Annotated in this window: 21 protein-coding genes; 13 read left to right on the top strand and 8 right to left on the bottom strand. The window is 42.5% G+C overall.

What is annotated here, in order from left to right; genetic code table 11:
* The first annotated feature begins 63 nt into the window (after positions 1 to 63).
* The 6 genes from AACW06_RS12160 to AACW06_RS12135 all read left to right on the top strand — a co-directional run bounded on the left by AACW06_RS12160 (position 64) and on the right by AACW06_RS12135 (position 7189).
* A complete protein-coding gene (locus AACW06_RS12160; RefSeq protein ID WP_082301754.1) occupies positions 64 to 1650 on the top strand; it encodes an MvaI/BcnI family restriction endonuclease in 1587 nt (528 codons plus the stop codon).
* A gap of 79 nt (positions 1651 to 1729) precedes the next feature.
* The gene (gene dcm / locus AACW06_RS12155) at positions 1730 to 3388 is read left to right on the top strand and encodes a DNA (cytosine-5-)-methyltransferase (RefSeq protein ID WP_025794460.1); all 1659 of its coding nucleotides are present in this window, start codon (positions 1730 to 1732) and stop codon (positions 3386 to 3388) included.
* A 419-nt stretch (positions 3389 to 3807) separates the two neighbouring features.
* Positions 3808 to 4671 carry an AraC family transcriptional regulator gene (locus AACW06_RS12150; RefSeq protein ID WP_192075260.1) on the top strand — a complete coding sequence of 288 codons (864 nt, stop codon included), beginning with the start codon at positions 3808 to 3810 and terminating at the stop codon, positions 4669 to 4671.
* Between the two features lie 90 nt (positions 4672 to 4761).
* Entirely contained in the window at positions 4762 to 5229 is a 468-nt protein-coding gene (locus AACW06_RS12145) for an SAM-dependent methyltransferase (protein WP_192075259.1), read from the top strand.
* Positions 5230 to 5651: 422 nt separating this feature from the next.
* On the top strand, positions 5652 to 6086 hold the full coding sequence (locus tag AACW06_RS12140; RefSeq protein WP_192075258.1) for a MarR family winged helix-turn-helix transcriptional regulator: 435 nt from the start codon (positions 5652 to 5654) through the stop codon (positions 6084 to 6086).
* Between the two features lie 74 nt (positions 6087 to 6160).
* Complete coding sequence (locus AACW06_RS12135; protein WP_238336697.1) at positions 6161 to 7189, top strand: serine hydrolase domain-containing protein; 1029 nt, start codon at positions 6161 to 6163, stop codon at positions 7187 to 7189.
* Positions 7190 to 7864: 675 nt separating this feature from the next.
* Here AACW06_RS12135 and AACW06_RS21010 read toward each other — a convergent pair.
* From AACW06_RS21010 to hemC, 5 genes are all read right to left on the bottom strand, one after another.
* The gene (locus AACW06_RS21010) at positions 7865 to 8212 is read right to left on the bottom strand and encodes a helix-turn-helix domain-containing protein (RefSeq protein WP_443263373.1); all 348 of its coding nucleotides are present in this window, start codon (positions 8210 to 8212) and stop codon (positions 7865 to 7867) included.
* A 180-nt stretch (positions 8213 to 8392) separates the two neighbouring features.
* A complete protein-coding gene (locus AACW06_RS12130; RefSeq protein WP_192075255.1) occupies positions 8393 to 9580 on the bottom strand; it encodes a heme biosynthesis protein HemY in 1188 nt (395 codons plus the stop codon).
* Positions 9580 to 10770 carry a uroporphyrinogen-III C-methyltransferase gene (locus tag AACW06_RS12125; protein ID WP_192075254.1) on the bottom strand — a complete coding sequence of 397 codons (1191 nt, stop codon included), beginning with the start codon at positions 10768 to 10770 and terminating at the stop codon, positions 9580 to 9582. Before AACW06_RS12125 ends, AACW06_RS12130 begins: the two co-directional genes overlap by 1 nt.
* On the bottom strand, positions 10760 to 11515 hold the full coding sequence (locus tag AACW06_RS12120; RefSeq protein ID WP_192075253.1) for a uroporphyrinogen-III synthase: 756 nt from the start codon (positions 11513 to 11515) through the stop codon (positions 10760 to 10762). The genes AACW06_RS12125 and AACW06_RS12120 overlap by 11 nt, the downstream gene beginning before the upstream one ends.
* 3 nt (positions 11516 to 11518) lie before the next feature.
* Positions 11519 to 12457, bottom strand: coding sequence for a hydroxymethylbilane synthase (hemC, locus tag AACW06_RS12115; protein ID WP_192075252.1), 939 nt, complete (start codon positions 12455 to 12457; stop codon positions 11519 to 11521).
* A gap of 350 nt (positions 12458 to 12807) precedes the next feature.
* Between hemC and AACW06_RS12110 the strand changes: the two genes are divergently transcribed.
* A complete protein-coding gene (locus AACW06_RS12110; protein WP_192075251.1) occupies positions 12808 to 15336 on the top strand; it encodes a class I adenylate cyclase in 2529 nt (842 codons plus the stop codon).
* Between the two features lie 104 nt (positions 15337 to 15440).
* Here AACW06_RS12110 and cyaY read toward each other — a convergent pair whose 3' ends face one another.
* Entirely contained in the window at positions 15441 to 15755 is a 315-nt protein-coding gene (cyaY, locus tag AACW06_RS12105; protein WP_192075250.1) for an iron donor protein CyaY, read from the bottom strand.
* Between the two features lie 75 nt (positions 15756 to 15830).
* Between cyaY and lptM the strand changes: the two genes are divergently transcribed.
* The 6 genes from lptM to yigB are packed head-to-tail and all read left to right on the top strand — an operon-like array spanning position 15831 to position 20415.
* Entirely contained in the window at positions 15831 to 15938 is a 108-nt protein-coding gene (lptM, locus tag AACW06_RS21005) for an LPS translocon maturation chaperone LptM (RefSeq protein WP_443263365.1), read from the top strand.
* 41 nt (positions 15939 to 15979) lie between these two features.
* Positions 15980 to 17233, top strand: coding sequence for a diaminopimelate decarboxylase (gene lysA / locus AACW06_RS12095; RefSeq protein ID WP_192075248.1), 1254 nt, complete (start codon positions 15980 to 15982; stop codon positions 17231 to 17233).
* 11 nt (positions 17234 to 17244) lie between these two features.
* Positions 17245 to 18075 (top strand): diaminopimelate epimerase, encoded by an 831-nt coding sequence (gene dapF, locus AACW06_RS12090; protein ID WP_192075247.1) that lies wholly within the window; start codon positions 17245 to 17247, stop codon positions 18073 to 18075.
* Positions 18076 to 18089: 14 nt separating this feature from the next.
* Entirely contained in the window at positions 18090 to 18794 is a 705-nt protein-coding gene (locus AACW06_RS12085; RefSeq protein WP_192075246.1) for a DUF484 family protein, read from the top strand.
* The gene (xerC, locus tag AACW06_RS12080) at positions 18766 to 19698 is read left to right on the top strand and encodes a tyrosine recombinase XerC (protein WP_192075245.1); all 933 of its coding nucleotides are present in this window, start codon (positions 18766 to 18768) and stop codon (positions 19696 to 19698) included. The genes AACW06_RS12085 and xerC overlap by 29 nt, the downstream gene beginning before the upstream one ends.
* A gap of 3 nt (positions 19699 to 19701) precedes the next feature.
* Positions 19702 to 20415 carry a 5-amino-6-(5-phospho-D-ribitylamino)uracil phosphatase YigB gene (gene yigB / locus AACW06_RS12075; protein ID WP_192075244.1) on the top strand — a complete coding sequence of 238 codons (714 nt, stop codon included), beginning with the start codon at positions 19702 to 19704 and terminating at the stop codon, positions 20413 to 20415.
* Here yigB and AACW06_RS12070 read toward each other — a convergent pair.
* Positions 20401 to 21006 carry a tRNA-uridine aminocarboxypropyltransferase gene (locus AACW06_RS12070; protein WP_192075243.1) on the bottom strand — a complete coding sequence of 202 codons (606 nt, stop codon included), beginning with the start codon at positions 21004 to 21006 and terminating at the stop codon, positions 20401 to 20403. The two genes, yigB and AACW06_RS12070, sit on opposite strands and share 15 nt — an antisense overlap.
* Before the next feature lie 3 nt (positions 21007 to 21009).
* On the bottom strand, positions 21010 to 22032 hold the full coding sequence (locus AACW06_RS12065; protein ID WP_192075242.1) for a COG3650 family protein: 1023 nt from the start codon (positions 22030 to 22032) through the stop codon (positions 21010 to 21012).
* Between the last annotated feature and the right edge of the window lie 153 nt (positions 22033 to 22185).

The raw sequence follows: 22185 nt of genomic DNA, 5'->3' as shown, positions 1-22185 counted from the left end.
CTATCTTTTAAGTGTGGTCATTCTCGGAGGATAGATTGCAGTGTAAATGTGTGGGGGGGGCTGATGGGAATTCAGTGTGAAGTGGGTAATCGTAGTTACATATCTAGCACTTTAGTGTGTAATGGGTGCTATAGAGTACACCGTTATATAGTCTCTGGGTGTGAAAATAGCGCACCTACTCACAACGAAAAAACCAATACCATAATGTACGAATTAAACCAATATGACCACTTAGGTATCAATGACCTAGATGATGTGCGTGGTCTATTAAAGAAGCACGAATGTAGTATTGCACTGATTAAATCACTACCTAAGAATGCCAACGATAAAAACCAAGTATATTTTCATTCAGATGCGAGTCTACTTAACTCTATCTTTGATTTGAGGTTTAGTGATCGAGGTGAAAGTTCAAGTGAAACAAAGCGCTCCTCAGATCCTGGTAAGTTGATTCCACAGGCTGAATTCCACCATTTCTCATGGCTAGATACTGATGGGAACGCGGTAAAAGCTAAGCAGTGTAAAGCTATCGTATATGCTCAGTATCCAGAGGCTAGACTATCAGGATTCCAAACAGTGAATCGAGAAATGCCTCGTAGTATGTCAATTGAATATACTAAACGGACTGATCATTTACCTCGTTACTTAGTTTTAGGTGCGAATCGTTCAGGTCATGCTTTTGCCGTTTTAGTTGTGGATCCCAACGAACGATTTATTGAGCAATTTAATCAGCTTGAAAACTACTTCGGCTCAAAAGTCTGCAAGGCGTTCATTATCGATCTCGGTGATGATAGCGGTACGGAGAAGCTAAAAGAGTTACTGAAAGCCAATGTGGCAGGTAAAACCTTGCTTGGTTGTCGACTCAAGTTAGGTGAAACAGTCCCTTTCACTGGTACACAGGTACATGGGTATACTCTTGAGCATGCTCTGGGTATTGAGCCAAATGCTGACAAGGAAGGTGATATTTTTGGTATTGAGTTGAAATGTTTTACTCGCAAGAAGCTTACCTTATTCACTCCAGAGCCTGATGGAGGACTATATAAGGAGAGTTTTCCTGACTTCATGACGACTTATGGCTACAAGAAGAATGATGTGTATCGATTGACGGGGTTACATAGAGCATACAAAGAAAATGAAAAAACTCAGCTCACGTTAAAAATCCAATGCTTTCACCCCATTGTAACCAAAGGTGAAAACGGCAAAAAAACTACTCGTTTTGAGCATGGTCTATATGACCCAAAGAAACCCATTACCAAGCAAATGACGGGAATGGAAGTTGTATTAGAAGATAGACAAGGAAAAATCGCAGCTAGTTGGTCCATCGAGCGCCTCTTAAACTGCTGGGGTGCTAAACACAACGAAGTCGTCTACGTACCTGCAACAAAACTACCAAATGATGACCCCAACAGTTTGGCTGATGGGTATACATTTAAGATAGAGTTTCCAGATGAAGTTCTTTGGTGTCTTAATACTAATGCTGAGAGGCTTTTCCAAGCTATTCATAGCGGTACTGTGTATCTTGATCCTGCACCGAAATTTCATCCAACTGATGCCAAGCAAAGTAAGCGACGCTCACAGTGGCGTATCAATGACATATACAAGGCGTCCAGCGAACTCTATGAAGAGGTTCATTTTATTTCGCTCAATCCTTAAATAAAACGTCGCTCAGGTCTATAAAAGGGGATTAATGTGTGATACGTTTGCACACAATAGTCCCTTTTTTATTACCTATATGAATCAGTATACAACTTTAAAAGGCGATCAAGAGTTTGAGAGCTATATCGAGCACTGCCATCAAGAAACAAATAAGCTACTTAAACTATTGATTACAATATATGATCAAAAGAACTTAGCCATTAAGTTTCAAGAATTAGGTGGAGAGTTCTGCGAGATCAGCCGAGAGAAACTGAATCGTTGGAAAGCCGACCCTGTAGCCAATCCTATTTCACTTGGTGATAGTTCTCTAAACAAATTGAGAGCAACCCTACTCCCAAAAAAACCTGCTCATTGGGACAACCCAAACTTTACCTTTATTGACTTATTTGCTGGCATTGGAGGCTTACGCAAGGGATTCGAAAACGTTGGTGGAAAATGTGTTTTTACTAGTGAATGGGATGAAAAAGCCAGACGAACTTACTTAGCAAATCATTATGTAGATGAGTCAGAACTGCCATATTTCCTGAATAGTGAGCAAGATGATGGCATGAAAAATACTAACTTCATGGATATCACTCAAATCACTCTAAGTGGTGACCCTGAAGCGACAGAGCTGCAACAACAGGCTAGTATTCTGACACATATTCCTAAGCATGACGTACTTCTTGCTGGCTTTCCGTGTCAACCTTTTTCACTCGCGGGTGTTTCGAAAAAGAACTCATTAGGTAGAGCGCACGGTTTTGAGTGTGATACTCAAGGTACTCTGTTTTTTGATGTACAGAAAGTACTGGAAGCGCGACAGCCAAAATACTTTGTCCTAGAGAATGTTAAGAACCTCAAGAGTCACGATAAAGGCAACACGTTCGCGACAATCATACGTACGCTTGATCAGGTAGGTTATTGGATAGCCGACATCACCGATGTTGACTCTGATATTGAAGAAGCTATCAAGGTTGTACGCAAGCGCAAACCAGAACCAACCATCATAGATGGTATGAACTTTACCCCACAACATCGTGAGCGCATTGTTCTTGTAGGGGTACGTAAGGATCTCGTAGAAAAGAACCCAGAGTATAAAAAACTGTCTCTCAAAAACATTGAAGTTCCGCAAGAGCGCTTACGTGTTAGTGATATTTTGACCGATCTTTCTGAAGAAGAGACAAAGAAATACACGTTAACACCAAACTTGTGGAACTACCTGTATCACTATGCCCTGAAGCATCAAAGTAAAGGCAATGGGTTTGGGTTTGGACTAGTTGACCCTTCAAATCCTAATGCTGTAACAAGAACGCTTTCAGCAAGGTACTACAAAGATGGCTCTGAGATACTAATTAATCATCAAGAACTCTCTGAACAATATCTTGCTGATAACCGTGAGTATGGCTTTAGAAAGAACAAAGAGCGTCTTGAGTTCTCTACTAATTTTGCTGACCGATACGCCAAAGAAAACCCAGAGTGTACGGAAAAGCAGTACAAAGAGATGATTAAGGAAGGCGAAGCTAAATATGACCAAGAACACGGTCGTTATGCCCCTGAGTTTGATCCGATGTATAAAACCCCAAGGCGTTTAACACCAAGAGAATGTGCAAGACTAATGGGCTTTGAAGATGTAAATGATCCTAACAGTGAGTTCCGTATTGTTTGTGCAGACGCGCCTGCATACAAGCAGTTTGGTAACTCTGTGGTTGTTCCTGTTTTTGGTGCCGTGGCTAAATTACTAACTACCTATATGTAATACGCAACAACCTGTCAGCATTCACAATGAAAATATGCCTGACAGGTTGCCTTACAGAGATAGGTTGATTTTTTTGCATATTTTTAACCTAGTCTCTAAATAGGTTAATTGAGACAACCTGCATAGAAACATGGATAAGAGACTCGTATCAATTTCGTTCGTAGCTTGAGATTGCCCCATTCCTTACTGGCAACTAGGAAGAAATCCTTCTCAGTTGCTTTCAACTCATAAATTTTCCTTAATAGTTGCTTCACCTTGGCACCGCGACAAACTTCTGCCCCAAAACAACTTAGAGTAGATCAAGTGCGTACTTACCCTGTAGGCAGTTTGACTTACATTACCTCATGTTAATATGGTAGTCGAAGCCGCAGCAAATGGAATCATCGACGATGGCGAGAGCTAAAAAGAAAGAGAGATTGATGAAATGCTTTTATCAAGCACGTATTGATCATGTAATCGACTATGTTCAAGCACACTTGTCCGAGGCATTGGACGTGTCAAAGCTAGCGCAACTTGCTTTTTTTTCGGAGTATCACTTCAACCGACTATTTAAAGATCGGACGGGAGAAAGCCTATATCAGTTTATCCGCAGGTTAAGGTTAGAAAACGCAGCAAATCTACTGTGCAGTGATGCAAAACCTATAACTCAGGTTGCGTTGGAATGTGGTTTCTCCAATTCATCTTCGTTTGCAAAAGCCTTCAAACAGCACTTTGGTTATAACGCATCACAATGGAAAGCAGAACTCTCGACGCACTTCAGGAAGGCAAGCTTTCCAATAAGCAGGAATGGCCTTTGCTCCAACCAATCTGTCTTTCTTGAGCAATTAGAGCCAATTACCGTTGCGTATGTCAGAAACATTGGTAACTACATTGCCGATGCTGAACTATTCGGTCACCTCTACGAGAAGTTACTTGGCTGGGCTATACCTAGAGGTTTTTTATGCGATGAAACTTACAATATCTATCATGATAATCCGAACATTACAGCCTCTACACAGTTGAGGGTTATGGTGGCATTGGAGGTGCCAGATGTTACGCTTTCGGCTGGTGATATTGGTATCACTAGGCTTAATGGTGGTAAGTATGCTGTTCGGCGATTCTATTTAAAGGATGATGAATACTCTTCTGCGTGGGCATGGATGACTACAGAGTGGTTAAGTCAGTCTGGGTATGCATTTGATGTGGAGCGTGAATCGATTGAGCGTTGCCTTGGTGAGTATAACTACAATGGTTGCGTTTTTTATCGGGTAGATATCTGCATACCAATTAAAGCGTTAGGGTAGCGTCAACTACAATCGCGCACGAATGGACAAGTACTTCCGAAAACTCGTTGCAATAATAGCGTTACCAATCAAACTATTGAGGATAACGATATGAATTTGGAAGCAATTGGATACGTTCATGCAATGGAAGGTCATTTCCAGATCAAGCTAAATGAGTCATATAGAGATGGCTTGAAAGAGCTCAGCGGGTTCAGTCACCTACAGGTTATTTGCTGGGGACATCTAACCGATAATCAAGAGTATCGAGCGTTGACTACGCTAGATAAACCCTACAAAAATGCGCCCGAAACCATTGGTGTTTTTGCTACACGCTCACCCGCTCGACCAAACCCTATCTTACTCTCAGTGTCCCAGGTGAAGGAAATCAATGTTGAGGCAGGTGTTATCGAGTTCTATTGGCTAGACCTTGAAGAAGACACACCAGTACTCGACATTAAACCTTATCATCCCTGTACAGAAAGGGTTTTAGACTGCAAAGTGCCAGAATGGTGCAGTGATTGGCCAGAATCGTATGATGAGTCAGCTACATTCGATTGGAGTAAAGTCTTCAACTTCTAGTTTTGAAATTTTTGATTTCAATCAAATGAGCTAGCAGCAGCTAGCTCATTAATGCCCCATTTCAAGTTTGCGCAACAAAACGGTGGTAAATCTCGCCATAAAATAGCCCGACTTTTACTAATGGCAAACCGAGCAACATCGATGCGCGGAATCTCCCATTTTCGTTCAAAAGCGGGGATACCTAACCAGTAAATCTAGGTTGAATTTTTATGCGAACCTTCTGAAAGGTCTGGCTCGAACTGAACATAATGTACTAAAGGGGCCAGGCTATATCTCAATGCAATAAGCACTTTATTTGCATTGGCTTCTCATATTCTAAACTCCACACATTTGACAACCAGCTTGACATGCTGACAACCAATTTCTATATTGACAATCAGGTTGTCATGATGTGGATGCGTTCCTGTGGAGAAGCAACGATAATGGATAATACAAAAGCCTTATACGAAATAATAGAAAGCTCTCGTGTTTTTATGAATCAAATGAATACGTTAGTAGAGCAAATTCACAAAGAAAAAGGGGTCAACAGCTGCACCCGTGGTGTCATGTTGATCTTGAAATCAGAGGGTTTCCAGACAATTCCACAGTTAGCTCGAAAGACTCAACGTTCAAGACAATATCTGCAAAAAACGATCTCCAATATGCAATGCAAAGGCTTAATTTCCTTAACCTCTAATCCAGACCACAAGACCTCAAGTTTAGTAGAACTTACCGAACGTGGAACGCAGGTACTTACAGGAATACTTGACACTGAAGCAGCGCTAATAAATACAGTAGATATTCCTCTTGATAGCGAACAATTGAAATGTCTTTCTAGCTCTCTAAAGCAACTCACACTCGCATTTCAGAACAAATGAGATGTATAGGAATCTCTTTGTCACTTCTAGTCGTAGCTAGTTGTGCCGTTCTACATCCAAGTGGGGAGAATGAAATGGAACCAGGTTATCAATACGTAATAGGTGATAAGGACAAATTGCTAGTTTCATCCTCACCAGGATTGGCAGATGTAAACAGCAAGGAACCGTTAACTCGTCAACACTTAATGGCAACATTTTCTATGACTAAGACAGTCACTGCAATAGCAATTTTACAGCTATTGGAACGTGGCCAGTTAGAGCTGGAGGATAGTATAAACACTTTACTAGATACTCCATATCCAGATGAAATCACCATCAGACACCTGATAACTCACACTTCGGGAATAGCTAATCCGATACCTTTGAAGTGGGTATACCTTCCTGAAATGAAAGCGTCATTTGACGAAGATAATGAGTTGAACGCACTCATGTTGACAAACAACAAAATCAAGTCGCCACCAGGCTTTAAGTATCGATACTCAAACATAGGGTATTGGTTAGCAGGTAAAGTGATAGAAAAAGTTAGCGGAAAAAGTTATCAGACTTACATAGAAGAAAATGTGTTTACTCCTCTGAACTTAAAGAACGATCAAGTTAGTTTTACTATTAATGAATCAAAGTTAGCAAAAGGACACCTTAAGCGCTTCAGCCCTATGGGGATGATCGCACCATTAATGTTGGATAGAGATTTGTTCACCAACATAGACATGTCTTGGACAGAGATTAAAGCGGTACATGTTTATGGCCCGTCATATGGCGGTGTTTTTGCTACAGCCGAAGGAATGTTTAGTATTCTACAAGACATATTAAAAGAACAGTCCGTGTTATTAAGTGGTAGTTCTAAAGAACTTCTTTTCACTAAACAACTAGATAGCAACGGTCGAGATATAAAAATGACTTTAGGTTGGCACACATCTACTAGCCATGGAAGGCCCTATTTCTATAAAGAAGGTGGCGGTGCTGGTTACCATTCAGAGATGCGAATCTACCCAAACGAACGGCTTGCCAGCGTAATTATTGCAAATAGAACCTCATATGATGTTGCTGGTAAACTCAATCTGCTTGATAAGCGAATATTAGCGGAGATACGCCCCAATTATTGAATTAGTGTTTCAGAGAAACACATCGAGCAGCAAGTTACTAATAGTCCCTCTGACTTTTGCCGAGTTTAGTACCATTGCTTCGCTGGAAAAATTCATATTAAGCAACCCGTTTTTGGGGAAATGCTCCTGGGGTGGATGAGATGCAGCATACTTTCTATTAAATCCTGCATAAAGTGGAGCTGATACCACAGTTCAAAGTTGGAAGGTTATGTCCAAAAGCTTGCATATCAGGCACTGCGACAAGCGGTTCTTGATTGCGTTATGCGATACTAAAAGTTATTCGCTGGGTGGATTTTGGCTGTCGCTGCTAAATTGAAAATGTCCATTTATGTGTTTTACTCAGAAAATAGAATATTACCACATTGACTTTCTATAAGTTATCTGTAGTCTTGATCTTAAGTCAACTGACTTAGACACTTGTAATTGATTTGTATGACTAGTTGTCGAAAACTCTTTTATATACAAGGGTTTGCAAAAGATTTTTAGCAAGCGATAGGGTTCAAATCCCTATCTCTCCGCCACTATTAAAAAGCCCGCTGAATATCAGCGGGCTTTTTGCTTTTTTGATTCAGCAGTAAGAGAGGGTCCATATAGGTATCAAGGATCATTTCGAGTTTGAATTTTTTAAAATCGTTCTGTATTTTCTGAGAGTACTTAGGGTGTTTAGAGCGGGAGTTATCCGTGAAAAGCCCATATGGTCGAGTAGATCATAGATGGAGTCTGGGTGGCTTTGCTTGCCAAATTCTTGCACGATCTAAGCGCATCAGTCAGTCGCACACCTTGTGTATTATGAGCTTTGTCTTTGATTCGTTGGCCCCATTGTTTTCTTTGAACCGAAGTTAAAAACGGTGCCCTTCCGGTTCTTGGCTTTCCCTGCAGTCCTGCCAAGCCTTCTTCCTGAAAGGTTTGAACCCACTTATTGACACTGGTGCCGCTCACCTTTAGAAATTGAGCGATTTGAGTGCGAGAGCGTCTACCTTTGAAATGAGCAAGGGCCAGCAATCTCTCTTCATCTGAATGGATTTTTGCTGACTAGTAAGCTTTTTGATGTCGATATTTTGGGGTGGTTTGCTGTATATAAATTTGCACATTGAATAACTTTAATCGGATTATGTTTTACTTAGATTGCTCTTACTTAAAGTGATTGATATAAAAAAGCCGATGCCTTGGCATCGGCTTTCAGTTTAGTTCTGCTCAAACGAATTAAGCCTGCTCAGGTCTCAGTAAGCTTAGCGCTTTGCGAGAAACTTCTGCTGCCGCTTTCGGGTAATTTTGTTTCTCTAAACTATCAGCAAGGTAGGCGTAATCAGAAATACTGGTTCGGATAGACAAGGCTTTTTCTAGGTGCTCTTGTGCTTGTGACCATTTTTGTTCGCGCATATAAAATTGAGCGAGAGAGCTATGAGCTTCTGCATTATTACCATCTTTCCGAATGGCTTCTTGCAAAAGCAATATAGCAGGATGACTATCAAGCAAGTTCAGCTCTGCCAGTAATGCATACATTTCTGACGATGGGTGTTTCTTTAGGGTTTCTTTGATGATGGTGTACGCTTCTGAATCGGCTTTCCTTTGGATCAGCAGTTTAACAAAGCACTGAGTTAAGTTGGGTTTAGCTTTGGTTTTTCTCGGAAGTTTATTCCAGTGATTGATCAACCCTTCACTTCCTTGCTGTTGAGCGATATCTGACATTAATCCAGCTTGTGCTTTTTGGGTGAGCAGGTCTAATTCTTGATCGTCTAATTGTTTCGCTTTATGAAGTTTTGGCAGCAAAGTGAGCAGCGGCTGCCATTGATGGAGGTTAAGGTACGTCGTTTTTAGGAGATTAAGGACAATCGTATTGTTAGCATGCTGTTCTTCTAGCGTTGCCAAGGTTACGAGTGCTTTATCGTATTCTTCTTGCCTAACTTGCTGTTTTGCTCGGGTGAGTTCGACAGCGAGGCTTGAGTTTTCTTGCTGACTGGCTAAGTTTAAATAGTGATCACGCTTAGCGGTGTCACCCATACCAAGCGCTGCTTCAGAGGCAACAAGATAGCAGAGTAAAGGCATATCATGGTGGTTGGCCCAGCGAGTGACTTTTTTCTCTGCTTGTTTCCAGTCACCTTCAAGAAGTTTTATGATGCCTTGATTGGTATAACGACGAGAGCGTTTCAGTTTACGCACGCTGAACCAATTCCAAGTTGTTGAGCTTGCGTACATCGCTTTTTTCAATAGGTATTCTAGACCGAATAACCCAACTAAAGCTGCGATTATGAAGATAACTAAAGTTGTGACGCTCATCTCTATAGTTTTGTTCGCAATAGAGATGAGCACATAACCTTGCTGACCTGAGTATTGAGTACCAATAAATAGACCCGCCCCTAAAATCGCAAAGAGGAAAATGATACGAAACATTATTTTTCCTCCGTAATGACGGATGAAACTTCACGGCGCAGACGTTCAGTGATGATATCTGCCAGTTTGTTTTGAGTTTCAAATTTTACAGGGTATTCAACTTGTATGTTCTGCTTACTTAGTTGCAATACCGTATCGTTGAACTGTTTGACGGTGTTGTCATTTTGGTTAAAGAAAGTGGCTGACCATTTGTCTGTGGTGGTTAATGCTGTGGTATAGATCTCTTGCTGTTCGACGTATACCGCTTTGATTGCTGTCTCTAATTTGGCTTTTAGATTTTCTTTTAAATAAAAGTGCTGTTGTGGTGACAGCAAAGGCACGACGTTGCCATCACGAGTTCGGAAGGTAATAAAGTTTTCCGAGAACTCTTTGAGGGAAGTCAGCAGGTTATTTTGCCAATCATTGATGTTTTCTGAGACGTGAGCGACTGGTTCTTGTTGTGCTTCAGGCAAAATGGCGTTTGCTAGAGGTAGTGCATCGACTTGTTGTTGCAAGCTAGTCAAACGTAAAACCAACCCTTCTCGGTCAACAAGAGGTATAACTTTCAGTTTAGTGATGTCATTAGCCATCGCTTTACGCAAAGGAACCAAACTAGGGTCATTTAATGCTGCAATACGTTGGTCTGCACTTTCCATTAGTTGGGTTGCGCTGACAACATCATGCTCTAGAAATAGTTTACGTCCAGCCAGTTTGACCAGGTAGTCTGCTTCGGCAAGTAGCCAATCATTAGGACGACGACCTTTAATATCAGCGACAGCCAACTGTAAGCTCTCAATACTTTTTTGTTGTTGAGCCAAAGAAACTTCTGCTTTATGGGTCGCTTCTGCCGCTTGAGCTATAGTGTCTTGCTTTATTTGGTTGAGTTCAGTTTCTACATTGTGTTGAGTCTGGGTCAGTTGTGTTTTTAATGCTGCAATTTCTGCTTGATAAAAGGCGTCTTTCTGCTGCATTTGAAAGGCAATACCACCACTTAAAATAACCGATAGAACAATGGCAACAGCCGCCAGCTTCACTCCTCGCTTGCCCTGTTTCTCTTCATTTTGTGTCGGTTGAGTGCTGGTAAGAGGAGGCGGTGTTTCTACTTTGGATGAGTCAACATTAGTGGCCGCTTCTTTGTCTGGAGAAGAAGATGCTGATGAGGTTAGTTTATCTTCAGGTTCAATATGCGGGTTCTTATTTTTACTTGTCATGCTTAGAGTCCTGTTTATGTTGGCTAAGAGTAGCCACGAGTTCGGTATTGGATGCGCTTTTTACGTTAGTGACACAACTAAACCCCATGAGTAGTGCCGCTTGTCGAATGCGCTCACTGGGGACAAAAAGATGTAAATTAAATAACCATGGTAATGCAATTTTAGACATTTGAGTAACCAAAAACTCTAACTGTTCACCACTGGTTACGACTAATTGGTGAACATTTTGCTGTTGCCAAATTTGAGCGTGTTGGTTGGCCGAGAAAGCCAGCATAGTGCGCTGATACACTTCTTTATAGGTCACCTTCGCACCACGCTCAGTCAACGTATTGTGGAGCAGTTCTCTTCCACCATTACCACGTAAAATCATGATCTCAAGACCTGATATTGACTGTAATAGCGGCATTTCGAGGAGATGTTCACTATCACTCACCGCGGGGTAGTGTACTTTTTGTTGGCTTAACTTGCTCAAAACATGTGCAGTTTTTTGACCAACGGCAAGGTATCTTGCTTCATTTGGCCAAAAAGATCTGTGATCTTGCAAAAATTGGTGGCTAAATGTGACTGCATGTTGGCTGATCGCGATAATGATGTCGCAGTTGTGAATGTCTGGCAATAAAAGTGGGAGATCAACTCCCGCTTGAATTTGAATAAGCGGATGGTGTATGGCAGAAATGCCGACCTCCGCAAGCTGTTGGCATAGTTCAAGCCCTTGAATTTCAGGACGAGTGACCAGCACTGCCATGATTTATTCGTGCTCGCAGTAGAGTTTGGTGAGAATTTCTCGAGCTCCATCATTAAGGAGTTGCTCTGCCAGTGAAATACCTAGTTTTTCAGCATCAGAGCGATGGCCTCTAATTTCACCACGTACAATTTTGGAACCATCAGGTTCGCCAACTAAGGCTCTCAGCCATAGTTGGTCACCATCCAGCAGCGCATAGCTACCAATCGGAACTTGGCAACCACCCTCTAGGGTTAAGTTCATCGCTCGCTCACATAAGACGCGATCTGCCGTGTCTTTGTGGTTTAATGGCTCTAGCAGTGTTTTCAAGCGTTGATCATCGATACGACATTCGATACCAACGGCACCTTGACCAACAGCAGGTAATGATTGTTCTGGTTCGATGAAGCTACGAATACGTTGTTCCAGCTTTAATCGTTTCAAACCGGCGACAGCAAGAATAATAGCGTCGTATTCTCCAGCATCTAATTTACCTAAGCGAGTGCCTACATTGCCACGCAATTCTTTGATTACAAGGTCTGGGCGAGCTTCTTTTATCTGACATTGGCGACGTAGGCTACATGTCCCCACGATGGATCCTTGTGGCAATTCATCAATATTGTTGTAGCAATTAGAAACAAAAGCATCACGAGGGTCTTCACGCTCGCATATCGTGATTAGTCCTAATCCTTCAGGGAAATCGACTGGGACATCTTTCATTGAATGAACGGCAAGGTCGGCACGACCTTCAAGCATCGCGACTTCGAGTTCTTTAACAAAAAGCCCTTTACCGCCAACTTTAGCTAAAGGCGTATCCAAAATGATGTCGCCTTTGGTTACCATGGTCACCAATTCCACCTCTAAGCCGGGATGAGCTGCTTGTAGCGCATCTTTAACATAATAAGCTTGCCATAAGGCGAGCGGACTTTTACGTGTGGCAATTCGAATAGGTGTACTGTGATTCATGATAATCCCGCATGAAAGAAATGAAGGGCTTAATCCTACCATCCCATACTAGAAAGGTTTACTACTAGATCGCATCAGTGAAAAATTGCTAATGAAGTAGCATAGATTGGGTAAAATAGTGTGATTTAGCTCTCCTTTATATAATGGGCTATTATTACAAAGTCTAGATAGCAACGACACTGTAGCGAGTCACTGAAAGTAGAGTGGTCAATAGAGGTAGCTTTGGTGTGATATGCGCCGAGATTACTTTACCAAAACAAAAGGAAGTGTTAAATTGATCACGTTTTTTCGGCGCTTTAGAATAAAAGATAATCAAGGCGCTTATTAATGTTTCAACCAAGGAATCAACCTTGCAGGCTTACACAAAGACGTTAATCAAACGATTAGATAATCTTAACCAGCAACGAACTGATCGTGCGCTGGCTCTTATGGATTTGCAAAGTCAGCGTGTATTCCATTTTATCCCCGCTTTATTTCACTTTAATCACCCGGTTATTCCTGGCTATTACGATGCTAACGTCCCTTATGGTATACATAACTTCGAACTCAATGATGTTCAGTGCCAACTGATTGAAGATACCGAGTTAACGTTAGGTCAATCATTAAAAACCTCACAGACCCCGGCCATTCTTGGTTTATATACGATGGGAAGTACCTCTTCGATCGGTCAAAGTACATCCAGTGATTTAGATATTTGGGTTTGTGTCTCATCAGAGATGAGTTGCGGTGAACGTGAAAGCTTAAGTAATAAATGCTTATTGATTACCGATTGGGCGAAAAGCCAAGGGGTTGAAGCTAACTTTTTCTTGATGGATGAAAAGCGTTTTCGCAGTAATCACTCCGAGCAAATGACGGGTGAAAACTGTGGCTCTTCGCAGCATCTTTTATTGTTGGATGAGTTTTACCGCTCGGCTGTACGTCTTGCTGGTAAGCGTTTACTGTGGCAAATTGTGCCGCCTGAAATGGAAGAGTGCTACGACGAATACGTCAATCAGTTGTGTAGTAAAGCTTACATTAACTGCGAAGAATGGATTGATTTTGGTAAGCTCAATCGCATTCCGGCCGAAGAGTATTTCGGCGCTAATCTTTGGCAACTGTATAAAAGTATCGACTCGCCCTACAAGTCGGTACTGAAAGCTATTTTGCTTGAGGCGTATTCGTGGGAGTACCCACATACTCAATTACTCAGTATTGATACCAAACGCCGTTTTTTCGCTCACGAGCCTGATCTTTATAGCATGGATGCCTACTATTTGATGCTCGAAAAAGTGACGCGTTACCTCGAACGCATTGGTGATTCCGCTCGTCTTGATTTAGTCCGTCGCTGTTTTTATCTCAAAACACATGAAAAATTATCGCGTGAGCCGGGTATCGGTTCTATGGCATGGCGTCGTGAAGCGCTAAGTCATATGATTAAACAATGGAACTGGTCTGAGTCGGTGGTACAAGAGTTAGATAACCGACGTAACTGGAAAGTCGCACAAGTTAAAGTAGTGCACCATGCTTTGCTTGATGCCTTAATGCTGAGTTATCGAAACTTGATTCAGTTTGCACGCCGCAATGACATTACTTCTGCTATCAGTCCACAAGATATCTCTATTTTAGCGCGTAAATTGTATGCGGTATTTGAAGTGTTGCCGGGTAAGGTTACGCTGCTGAACCCACAAATTTCTCCGGATCTCCATGAACCAGACCTCTCCTTCATTGAAGTTCGTGAAGGCCGAACTAACAAAGCTGGTTGGTATCTCTACAAACAGCCATTAGTTGCTCATCGTCTTATTGGTCAGCCTTTTTTAGAGCATAATGAATATTTGAGTAAGTTGGTTTCTTGGGCATTTTTTAATGGTTTGATCACCGAGTCGACACGTTTGCATTCTGTGGTGCGTGATGCTCATTTGGATATAGACAAGTTCTACCAAATGGTCAGCGATTTACGTAATACTTTTTCGTTACGCAAACGTCGTCCAACGATGCAAGCGTTGGCTAGCCCTTGTGAAATAAGCCAATTGGCAATGTTTATTAACTTTGAAAATGATCCGACCGCAGAATTGAATGGTAAGTCGTTAAAAGTTGATTTGAAAAATATTGATATTTTCAGCTTTGGCTCAGAACAAAAAAGTTTAGTAGGCAGTGTGGATTTAGTGTATCGCAATTCATGGCATGAAGTGCGTACGCTGCATTTTACGGGCAAAACCGCAATGCTTGATGCATTGAAAACGGTGCTTGGCAAAATGCACCAAGATGCCCTACCACCGGAATCTGTGGATGTTTTTTGCTATAGCAAAAACTTACGTGGTGTGATGCGTAACATGGTGTATCAATTGCTCGCAGAGTGCATTGAGTTACGCTTAAAACCGGTTGAGCAAGAAAAACGTCGTCGTTTTAAAGCATTACGCATTGGTGACCAAATGTATGGTTTATTTTTCGAACGTCGCGGTGTATCAGTACAAAAATTAGAAAACTCGGTCGATTTTTATCGCAGTATTTCAACCAACAAGCTAAAAGGTTCACCACTGTTGATGCTTGATCGCGATCAAGATTATCAGCTTCCAGAAGTGGTTGATGGTATTGCCAGCGAAGGTTTGGTGCAGTTCTTCTTTGAAGATACTGACAAAGGCTTCAACATTTATGTGCTAGATGAGTCTAATCAAATTGAAGTGTATCACCAGTTTAGTGGTGAAAAAGATGAGATGATTGCCAGCGTAAATAGTTTTTATACTTCAGTGCTAGATGATAACAAGCTATCGGCTAAGTTCATTAACTTCAATTTGCCTCAGTATTATCAAATAGTACATCCTGAAGAAGGCGAAAGTTATGTTGTCCCTTATCGCAATGATTCTGCTCTTTACTCTCGTCCTTCTAAAGCGGTGAATGCTTAACAGTTATTGAACCAAGTTACCGTTGAAATAGTGCAACTTGGTTCTTTCTTATTTAGATTTCAACGCCTATTTAACGATAGCACCATCAATTAGATAGAACTTTATCACTGCCACTCGATACTTTCACCAGCGTGTTTTTCACACTCTTGTTTGACCATTGCGACCAATTCCAAGTCAGTTTTTGAGCAGATCCATTGCCCATCTTGCAATTTGAAATGAAAGCCACCTGATTTAGATGCAAGCCAGATTTCATGCATCGGCTCTTGGCGGTTAATGATGATTTGGCTACGGTCATCAAATTCTAGAGTCATGACATTGCCAGACGTTTCGTAATCAATGTCTGCGCCGGCATCATCTATAGCTTGTTCAATGATTTCGAGCTGCTCATCGACTTGTTGATGAAATTCAGTATCGTTCATCCTATCTATCCTATTGCTTTTCCTGATTGTGGTGCGATTATAGGGGGCATTGAATCAATAATCACGATATGTAAAATGAAAAAATTAATCACTGCACTGTTTATGTTGTCAGTCTTTACATTGGCAGGTTGTGGTCAAACCGGCCCATTGTATATGCCAGATGAACCGACGCAGAATGAATAACTTCAGCCATAGTGGTTGATTTAGATTAAGGAAAACAAATTTTGGATTACTTCAATTATCAGGACGATGGTCAACTATGGGCTGAAAATGTCTCACTCTCTTACTTGGCTGAGCAATTTGGTACACCGTTGTATGTCTATTCACGTGCAACGTTAGAGCGTCATTGGCATGCCTTTGATGAGTCAGTTGGTGAGTACCCACATTTGGTGTGTTATGCCGTAAAAGCAAATTCCAATTTAGGTGTGCTGAATACTTTGGCGCGTTTAGGCTCTGGCTTCGATATTGTATCAGGTGGTGAACTGGAACGTGTTGTTGCTGCCGGTGGTGACCCATCTAAAGTGGTCTTTTCGGGGGTCGGTAAAACCGAAGCGGAAATGAAACGTGCGCTAGAGCTGAAGATTAAATGTTTTAACGTTGAATCTGAGCCAGAGCTGGAACGCCTCAATAAAGTGGCAGGAAAGCTTGGTGTGAAAGCGCCGATTTCTCTGCGTATTAACCCTGATGTTGATGCACAAACTCACCCTTATATCTCCACTGGTTTACGTGAGAATAAATTTGGTATTGCGTTTGACCGCGCGCCAGATGTTTACCGCTTGGCGCAGAGTTTAGAAAACCTCAGCATACATGGTATTGATTGCCATATTGGTTCTCAATTGACAGCGATTGCGCCATTCATTGATGCAATTGACCGCCTGCTTGCATTGATTGATGACCTTAAGCACCAAGGTATCAACATCAAACATTTAGATGTTGGTGGTGGTTTAGGGGTTGTATATCGCGATGAATTACCTCCTCAACCCTCTGACTACGCAAAAGCTTTGCTTGCTCGTTTAGAAAATTATCAAGATTTAGAACTGATTTTTGAGCCTGGTCGAGCGATTGCTGCTAATGCGGGTGTGCTGCTGACTCGAGTTGAATTTCTCAAACATACCGAACACAAAAACTTTGCTATTATTGATGCTGCAATGAATGATTTAATGCGCCCTGCACTATACCAAGCTTGGCAAGATATTGTTCCTGTTGCACCGCATCCGGGGGAGGCTTTCACCTATGATCTCGTTGGGCCTATCTGCGAAACGAGTGACTTTTTAGGTAAAGACCGATCTTTAGTTCTTGTTGAAGGTGATTTGTTGGCAGTTCGCTCTACAGGGGCTTATGGTTTTGTGATGTCTTCAAACTACAATACACGTACTCGCGTGGCGGAAGTGATGGTCGATGGTTCACAGCATCACCTAATTCGCCAGCGTGAAGAACTATCGAGCCTATGGGCATTAGAGAGTATTTTGCCGGAGTAAATTAAAGCACTATGCATTTCCATTTTTCTAAAATGCACGGTTTGGGTAATGATTTCATGGTTGTTGATTGCATTACACAAAACGTCTTCTTTTCCCCTGATTTGATCCGTCGTTTGGCGGATCGTAATACAGGTGTGGGGTTTGATCAGCTTTTAGTGGTTGAAGCTCCCTATGACCCAGAAAGTGATTTCCACTATCGCATTTTTAATGCCGATGGCAGTGAAGTTGAACAGTGTGGTAATGGGGCTCGCTGCTTTGCACGTTTTGTTCGTATGAAAGGGCTGACCAATAAATACAACATTGGTGTGACGACCAAAAAAGGTAAGATGATTCTAAATATTGAAGAGGATGACCAGATCACCGTCAATATGGGGATCCCTGAGTTTGAGCCGAATAAAATTCCATTCCGCGCTAAGCAAGTAGAAAAAACCTATATTATACGAGTAGAAGATAAAACTCTTTTCTGCGGCGCAGTGAGCATGGGCAACCCTCACGTAGTGACCGTGGTCGACGATGTTGCTACTGCTGATGTAGAAACGCTAGGCCCACTACTTGAATCTCATGAGCGTTTTCCAGAGCGCGTAAATGCTGGCTTTATGCAAATTGTTAACCGTAATGAAGTTAAGCTGCGAGTTTATGAGCGCGGTGTGGGTGAAACGCAAGCCTGTGGTAGTGGTGCGTGTAGTGCCGTGGCGGTTGGTATTGTCCAAGGGCTATTAGCTGAAGAGGTCAAGGTGTACCTACCGGGTGGTTCATTGCATATTAAGTGGCAAGGTCCAGGCAGGCCGCTATATATGACGGGGCCTGCAACCCATGTATTTGATGGTCAAATGTCTTGTTAAGTTAAGGAATTGTTTTGTCGCAAGTTGAAGCGGATGTACTTACAGCTGAAATTGTAGCTGAGTATTTACGAGATCACCCCGATTTTTTCCTTCATCGTTCAGAGCTAGTTGATCGACTATCTTTACCGCATCATCAACAAGGTGCTGTCTCTTTGGTGCACGTGCAGCTTAATCGCCAGCGTCAACGTATCGAAGAATTAGAAGAAGAGATTACAGCTTTTATGTCTCTAGCGGCCAATAATGACCGAACTTTTCATGAATTTATGGATCTTCAAGAGCAGATCCTAAAATGCAGTGATATGACTCAAGTGGTAAAAGCGATTGAAAATAAAGCGCAAGCATTAGGCTTGCTGGCTTATGTGCGTTTACTGGCCTCTCCTAAAGCGGATTACCAAATCACACAGGAACAATGGCAGCGTTTTTCAACCAACCATTTCAACGGTAAGGCGGCGTATTTGGGTCGGATAAGAAAGGTTGATCGCCAAGCGTTATTTGGTGATGAAACGCTAGCACCAGAAATGGGTTCTTATGTGGTTCTACCGTTAATCAAAACGTCACCGCAAGGTATTTTGGCTTTCGCCAGTGAAGATGGAGGCCATTTCCAACCGAGTATGGATACGCTTTTTTTGCGTCACTTGGCGTTAGTTTTATCTCACCTAATTGATATTCTACCTTGGCAACTTATTAAGCATGAGCGAATCAGTCACACCTCTGTCTAACGGCTTGCAGCAGCCCTTGAATCGCTTCTATGAATATCTACGAAGCGAGAAGGGGCTGAGCTTGCACACGCAACGTAATTACAAGCAGCAACTTGAAACGATGGCGCAACACCTAATGCAAATGGGGCTAAAAAATTGGCAGCAGGTTGATGCAGCTTGGGTGCGCCAATTAGCTAGTAAAGGTATGCGAGAAGGCATGAAGGCCAGTAGTTTGGCGACACGTTTATCTTCATTACGCAGCTTTTTTGATTTTTTGATTTTACGTGGAGAGATCACCGCTAACCCGGCTAAAGGTGTATCGGCCCCGCGCAAAAAGCGTCCATTACCGAAAAACTTAGATGTCGATGAAGTTGCACAACTTTTGGAAGTGAATGCTGATGATCCGCTGTCAGTGCGTGATCGCGCCATGATGGAGCTGATGTATGGGGCTGGCTTGCGTTTAGCCGAACTGGTGAGTATTAATGTCAAAGACATTAACCTTAGCCAAGGTGAAATTCGAGTGGTTGGTAAAGGTGACAAAGAGCGTAAAGCACCGTTCGCTGGCAAAGCAAAAGAGTGGGTCGCGAAGTGGCTAAAGTTACGAGCTCAGTTGGCTAATAGCGATGAAAAAGCACTGTTTGTTTCTAAGCTAGGTGTCAGAATTTCTCACCGCAATGTACAAAAGCGTATGGCGGAGTGGGGACAGAAACAGGCGGTATCTAGTCATATCAGCCCACATAAGTTACGTCACTCGTTTGCGACTCATATGTTGGAATCAAGCAATAATCTTCGTGCGGTGCAAGAGCTGCTTGGCCATGAAAATATCTCGACCACACAAATATACACGCATTTGGATTTTCAACATCTTGCTCAAGCGTATGACCAAGCGCACCCCAGAGCAAGAAAAAAGAAACAAGACGAGTAACTCATGCATTTTTATCGCAGTATTGGGCCAATTAAAGCAATGAGCTTTGATTTAGATGACACGCTCTATGATAACCGTCCAGTGATACGCCACGTCGAGCAGCAAATGGTGTTATGGCTACATAGTCATCATCCACTGTCGGCCACACGTTCTTTAGCATGGTGGCAGCAACTCAAATTGCGCTTAGCTCAACAGCAACCTTTGCTGCGTCATGATGTTACTCAATGGCGTTTTAAGCAGATTGAACAAGGTTTGATTGAGCTTGGTTATAGTACGGAACAAGCGCTTGAGGCCGCAAATACTGCGATTGAAGAAGTATTACGCTTGCGAAACCTTGTGACGGTGCCACAAGAGACTCACCGCGTGATGACGGAGTTAGCTAAGCGCATGCCGCTAGTCGCGATTACCAATGGTAATGTGGATCCGCACCGTATCGGTTTGGGTGACTATTTCGAAGTGATTTTAAAAGCTGGGCCGGATGGTTTTGCCAAGCCTCATCCTGAATTGTTTGATAAAGCGCGTATTCATTTGGCATTACCAGCAAACTCAATTTTGCACGTCGGTGATCATTTAGTGACTGATGTGCAAGGCGCGAAATGTAATGGTTTTCAAGCCTGTTGGTACAATGACCAAGGCAATACCTTGCTTGCCAACCGCAAGGCAAAAATCTTACCGGATATTGAAATCAACCAATTGAGTTCGTTACTGCTGCTTTAATGCATGGCCGCTTTTGTCGGCCTGATAAACCTTCATGTAGTAAGCAAAAAAATCTCTTAGTGTGTCAGCATTCGTTGTTTCATTGATATGGTTAAGCAGTTCAAGCCCCACTTCCAAAGTACATAAATTCCCTTCACTTTGGTTACGCCTTAATGTGTAGAGTGACTGGTGATGAGGCGTGAGGTGTACGTGTGGTAACGCCGACAACCAAGGGCTTTTATTGATCATCTTCTTCGCTTCTTGCCAGGTGCTATCAAGAATAATAAACAATGTGTTTTCAATGCTTGCCGAAGACTGACATTGTTGTTCGTCGAGTGGTTTGCTGTATGGTGATGGGAAGATGATCACAGGCGTGAGTCGTTCGCTTTCAATGAGTATTTGTAATGACTCTGCAGGCGATACTCGACTCCACACATGCACAGAAGCCTGCGTCAAGCTGCACAAGAGTAGCTTGCCAGTATTGGTTGCTCTGCGTTGTTCATTTTCATGCATCAATAATGCAACGCGTAGCCTACTATCGAGTTTCGGGTAAGCTTGGCAAATACATTGATGCATGAAACCGCAGCGCGAACAGGGTAATTGGGAATTCATTGATTACTGCGCTAGATCTTCAGTAAACAGCGTTAATCCACCATTACTGATGGGGTAAATAATGTCGCCCACCTTTTCTTTTTCTGCATGGATCTGATTGCCATTACGAGTAAAAATGCGTTCCGCAAGCAGGTATTGTCGCTGATGACGAGTCATAACAACGTGCACTTGTTTATCATTAAGCTGCTGCCAGAATCCTTTTTCAACCATAGATGGGTCACCATTGTTGTAGTCGTAGCTGGTGGTTGCCGAATGGTCAGCATTGAGCTGTAAGTTTACGCTAAAGTTATTGTTTTGCGTTGACGCGGCTTGGTAAACACCAACCCATTGCAGAGTTGGGTCGCTATTACCTAACGTCGCACAGCCTTTATAGGTTTTGCCGTCCAGAGTTAAGCTAGAGTGCCATCCATAAAAACTATCACTCATCCCATCGTTGCAAGCTTGTTGCTTAAGTTGCAGTGAGCCATTTTCAAACTGATAGTCACGTTGTTGTGCTGACAGTTGACGTTGAGTGATCGGCAACTGCTGTTTTTCACCACTAATGGTTTGAAAAATAACGGTATTACTATCAAAGCTAGCAGACCATGATGGCTCATTACCGAAAGCTCGCGTTGGTTTGAATGGTTGGTTGCAACGTTTAGGGTTTTCAGCACTGAGTAGATTAATGCTCTCCACTTCTAAGCGTGCATTGTAGTCAGCATCTAATCCGATTTGTTTTGGGGCCGCTAAATAACCTACGACTTCACCGTACATTGGCTGATAGGGTGAACGAGATAATAGTAAGGCTTGTTTAGCTTGCTCTGGGGTTAAAGCCAACCAATACTGTTGGTTGCTGCCGCAAGGTGTAAACGTTCGGGCTTCATGACCGACCACGATTTCACCACGCATCACAAAAGTTTGTGGTGTTATAGTGCTTGGCTTGTCGAGTGTCGCGCTGGTTGTTGTTTCAACAGAAGCTTGTTGCATTGAGCAAGCCTGCAGTGCCAGTACTGACAATAATAGGATAGGGGTGTTAAACGCCTTCATTGAATACCGTCCTTAAGACAAACAGATAGGACAATATTATGGCACAGTGGGTGCTTAGAACTGAACTTAAGCCCACGTTAATTAACAGTCAGCGAACAAAACCTTGGTTTTGGTTGGTATTCGCTACTGCGTTGTGGGCTCCAAGCGGCGCAC

Source organism: Vibrio sp. S12_S33, assembly GCF_963889785.1.
Classification (GTDB): domain Bacteria; phylum Pseudomonadota; class Gammaproteobacteria; order Enterobacterales; family Vibrionaceae; genus Vibrio; species Vibrio aestuarianus.
The sequence above is the reverse complement of the archived record's forward strand: the minus strand, read 5'-3'. Positions and strand labels throughout refer to the sequence as shown.